Origin of the sequence: Desulfosporosinus cupriresistens (assembly GCF_001707885.1) — a bacterium.
Taxonomy (GTDB): Bacteria; Bacillota; Desulfitobacteriia; order Desulfitobacteriales; family Desulfitobacteriaceae; genus Desulfosporosinus.
The window spans coordinates 1-4,522 of the sequence record NZ_MASS01000108.1 but is presented as its reverse complement, the minus strand read 5'-3'; the positions used below and the strand labels follow the sequence as shown (position 1 = coordinate 4,522).

General features: G+C 42.9%; 3 protein-coding genes. All 3 read left to right on the top strand.

Annotated features, from left to right (window positions below; genetic code table 11):
* Nucleotides 1–213 precede the first annotated feature (213 nt).
* The 3 genes from DSBG_RS21210 (at nt 214) to DSBG_RS21200 (ending at nt 4,098) form a co-directional block, all read left to right on the top strand.
* Nucleotides 214–987: an electron transfer flavoprotein subunit beta/FixA family protein gene (locus DSBG_RS21210; RefSeq protein WP_068966956.1), complete on the top strand. Its 774-nt coding sequence runs from the start codon at nt 214–216 to the stop codon at nt 985–987.
* Between the two features lie 14 nt (nt 988–1,001).
* Nucleotides 1,002–1,988 (top strand): electron transfer flavoprotein subunit alpha/FixB family protein, encoded by a 987-nt coding sequence (locus tag DSBG_RS21205; protein ID WP_068966954.1) that lies wholly within the window; start codon nt 1,002–1,004, stop codon nt 1,986–1,988.
* 67 nt (nt 1,989–2,055) lie between these two features.
* Nucleotides 2,056–4,098, top strand: a complete 2,043-nt coding sequence (locus DSBG_RS21200; RefSeq protein ID WP_068966952.1) for a heterodisulfide reductase-related iron-sulfur binding cluster — start codon at nt 2,056–2,058, stop codon at nt 4,096–4,098.
* Nucleotides 4,099–4,522: the final 424 nt, after the last annotated feature.

The following is a 4,522-nucleotide window of genomic DNA, read 5'->3' as shown; positions in this document are numbered from 1 at the left end:
TCTGGAAAAGGGAGACGTCTTGCAAGTCATGGAATTGTCCGAACTACTATGCGCAGCTAGCAAAGCTTAATGTCTTGTAGAAGATAGAGGCAATAGCTAGGGAGCTATCAAAATACGGTGATACCATTCCCCCTGGTTTCCAGGGAGGTGTCCAAATATAAATTACTCTAATGTGCCTGTTTGGCAAACTAGGAAAAGTTAGGAGGAGAAAGCATGAATATCGTCGTTTACATCAAACAAACATTTGATACTGAGGCTAAGATTGTACTAGATGGTAGTGGCAAGATTGATGCCAATGGGGTTAATTTAATTATTAACCCGTACGATGAATTTGCCATTGAAGAGGGAATTCGGCTGAAAGAAAAATTGGGTGGTGAGGTGACCGTCGTCAGTATTGGAGGTGCTCGTGCTCAAGAAGCTATCCGTACCGCTTTAGCAATGGGTGCTGACAAAGGGGTTCTTGTTACCGATGCTGCCTTAGAAAATGCTGATGAATGGGCAAACGCAGAAGTCCTTGCCAAAGCAGTTTCCCAAATTCCGTGTGATATTCTCTTGGCTGGTCGTATCGCCATTGATGATGGCGCTAGTCAAATTGGTGTTCGCGTAGCAGAAATATTGAATGTTCCTTCAATTAGCAGTGTTCTCAAACTTGATATTGCTGGAACTCATGCAACTGTGACCCGTGAAATTGACGGCGGAACAGAGACCATTGAGGCCGACTTACCACTCGTAATAACTGCTCAAAAAGGTCTAAATGATCCTCGTTATCCTTCTGTTGCAGGAATTATGAAAGCTAAGAAAAAGCCATTACAAACGCTCTCTCTCGCTGATCTTGGACTTAGCGCAGGAGATTTAGCACAAAAAATGAGCGTACTAAAATATACTTTACCAGATGCTCGTCAAGCAGGTCGCAAAATACCTGGTGACGCTGCACCAGCTGCTCAAGAATTGGCACGACTCTTGCACGAAGAAGCTAAGATTCTGTAAAGGGAGGAATTAAGATGGCAAAGGGAATTATGATTATCGTTGAACAACGCAACTTGGAAATTCGTAAAGTTTCATTAGAACTTCTCAGCCAAGGACGGAAAATAGCAGATGAAACTAGCGAGCCTTTAGTAGCCGTAGTACTCGGTCAGGGTATTGATGGTCTTGCTTCCACAGTTGCTTCATATGGAGCGGATAAAGTTATTCTTATTGATGATGCGAAATTGGCTGATTATACGACAGGTGCTTATACTTCTGCGCTTAACAAGCTTATCAGCAAAGAAGAGCCACAAGCTGTATTAATTGGAAACACCGCTATTGGTAAAGACCTGGCACCTCGCTTGGCACAACGTCTGGGAGTTGGCTTAGCCTCTGACTGCACAGGAATGGAAACTGACGCAAGCAGCTTCTTAACCTTCAAACGCCCGATCTATGCTGGTAAAGCATTTGAATATCTTGCTTCAAACGTTCGCCCAATTTTGGCGACAATTCGCCCCAATACTTTTGCTCTAGCTGCACCTGATGCTTCACGTAGCGCAGAAGTTGTCAAAGAAGCTGCGGATATCGATGCAGCTGATTTACGCGCAATTCTTAAAGAAGTTGCCATTGCAGCGTCTGAACGTCCAGACCTTACTGAGGCCAACATCATTGTCTCTGGTGGACGTGGAATGAAAGGCCCTGAAAATTATGTGATCCTGGAAGCCTTAGCAGATGTAATCGGTGCGGCTGTTGGTGCTTCACGTGCGGCAGTTGATTCCGGTTGGAAAGAACACAAGTTCCAAGTTGGACAAACTGGAAAAACGGTTGCTCCGACTCTCTACATTGCTTGCGGAATTTCCGGAGCAATCCAGCATCTTGCTGGTATGGGATCTTCAAAGTTTATTGTTGCCATTAACAAAGATCCTGAAGCGAACATCTTTAACGTTGCCGATTATGGTATTGTAGGCGACCTGTTTGAAGTAGTTCCTGTGTTGACTGAAGAATTGAAGAAAATAGTCAAATAAATTTGAATAACATTTAGCGAAGCGCCTCTCAAAGGCGCTTCGCTAAATAGAACAAGGAGAGAGAAGAATGGCCACACGTCAAGTGTATTGGAACATTGAAGGAGAGCATTGGCTTTATTTACTCTTCATCTTCGCGCTTGTTTTCTTTGCTTACGGTGTATATAAGCGAGTGCAGCTATGGAAATTAGGGCAACCTGAAAATCGCTGGAAAGACGTTGGGCAAGGGATTAAAGACGTTATTGTCTATGGGTTAGGTCATAAACGGATTCTTAAAGATTCCTACCCTGGAATAATGCACTTTGCCATTTTCTGGGGATTCGTATTTTTAGCATTTGCAACTGCAATTATTACTCTCCAAGCGGATGTTGGCTTACAAATTTTTCATGGCTGGCTTTATCTTTTTATTAAGTTAACAGCCAACATATTTGGACTTGCAGCTGTTATTGGTATTCTCATGGCGGCCTATCGACGTTATATCAAAAGGCCAGATCGTTTGGACAATAAAACAGACGATGCTATTACTCTTATTTTGTTATTCGTGATCTTACTGACTGGTTTTCTTATTGAAGGAGTCCGTATGGCTGCCTTATCGGACCCTTGGGCTAGTTGGGGCTTTATTGGAAAGTGGATAGCAGTTCCTCTAAAGGCTTCGATGAATGAAGCACAACTCTTGTCCTTACACCGTTTCCTTTGGTGGTTCCACCTCGTTCTTGCTATGGCATTTATTGGCTATTTCTCACATTCTAAGATGTTCCATGTCTTGTTGGGTCTAGGGAACCAGTTTATGCGTAACCGTGGTCCAATCGGTATTCCAGAACTTATTGATTTCGAAGATGAAAGTATTGAAACCTTTGGAAAAAGCCAATTGCGAGAGTTTTCCTGGAAAGCATTATTCAATACAGACGTGTGCCTGCGTTGTGGGCGTTGCCAAGATAACTGTCCAGCATATTTGAGCGGTAAACACCTTAGTCCTAAACGAATTATTCAAGATATGAAAGTCCTTATGGAAGAAACCGGTGCAGCTGTTGAAGCAGCAAAGGAAAAAGCAACTTCAGTTCATGCTGCTGAGGGTCAAGAAGCAGCTGCGGCAAGCGAGACGGAAGAGTGGACTGGTCGTGCGCTCATTGGTGAAGTGATTCCAGAAGAAGACCTCTGGGCTTGTACGACATGTCGTTCTTGTGAACAACAATGCCCTGTATTTATTGAACATGTTGATAAAACCATTGATATGCGTCGTAATCTAGTCCTCATGGAAACAAGATTCCCTGCAGAAGCTCAATTGGCCTTCAAGAATATGGAGAATAATGGGAATCCTTGGGGGATTGGTTGGACTACACGTGCTGATTTCCTTACTAACCTGGGAGTGAAAACTTTTGAAGAAGATCCTGGTGCTGAGTATCTGTATTGGCCCGGTTGTTCTGGAGCCTTTGATGCTCGCAATCAAAAAGTGTCTGCTGCTCTGGTTAAATTACTCAATGCAGCAGGTGTTCGATTTGCTATCTTGGGAAATGAAGAAAAATGTTGTGGTGACTCTGCGCGTAAATTAGGCAACGAGTATTTGTTCTTCTCCTTGGCCACTGAAAATATTGAAGTTATGAATGGTCATGGGGTGAAGAAGATCATCACACAATGCCCGCACTGTTACAACCTGTTGAAAAATGAGTACCCGCAGTTTGGTGGAAACTTCGAAGTTATTCACCATACCGAATTCCTGTTAGATTTAGTTAAGTCTGGCAAGCTAAAACTTTCCCGCGTTGCCAACAAATCGGTCACCTATCACGATTCTTGTTATTTAGGTCGCTATAATCAAATTTACGAACAACCGCGTGAATTGCTTAAAGCTGTTGGCTTAGATATCAAAGAAATGGCTCATACTGGCGAGAAGAGTTTCTGCTGTGGTGCCGGAGGCGGCCGTATGTGGCTTGAAGAACACGAAGGGCTACGTATCAATGAAATGCGTACAGATGAAGCTATCGCTGTAAAAACAGATTATGTTGGGACTGCATGTCCGTTCTGTCTTACTATGATTGCTGATGGAATCGGCGCTCGTGAAGTCGGAGAGCAGCTTAAGGCATTAGATATTGCTGAAATCTTGGAACAGAATATCTAATTATGCTATAAGTAACAGTTTCATTGTGGACGGCGAGTAGCCTTCAGCTTATCGTTGGTGTGCTTAATCGCCGTCACATAATATCTCTCGCGCAAGAGTTTGTTGAGACTAATTCTTTAAAGATTCAGAGGACTCATTTGCCGACCTGATGTCTTGTAGGAAAATGAGGTTTTTATGAGCAGGACCACATGATATGGGGGATGGCTGAGTGATATAGTTGAATAATAGGGCTTGGTATTTTGAAAGGGGGGATGTAATGCTAATACAATAACCTCTGGAAAGAGATGGTTCCAAGTTTATTCACTAGTGATTCTGCCGTATATTCTGACTATGCTATGTTTCTTCCAGCAATAGTATTTAGCATGCTAATCGTTGGAAAGGATCTAAAGCATTAAAATGTTTAAGAACTTTCAAGTTCTTAACT

Excerpts from the sequence above, each read along its gene's own strand:
- DSBG_RS21210 (WP_068966956.1), top strand. The coding sequence starts at position 214 with ATGAATATCGTCGTTTACATCAAACAAACATTTGATACTGAGGCTAAG.
- DSBG_RS21205 (WP_068966954.1), top strand. The coding sequence starts at position 1,002 with ATGGCAAAGGGAATTATGATTATCGTTGAACAACGCAACTTGGAAATT.
- DSBG_RS21200 (WP_068966952.1), top strand. The coding sequence starts at position 2,056 with ATGGCCACACGTCAAGTGTATTGGAACATTGAAGGAGAGCATTGGCTT.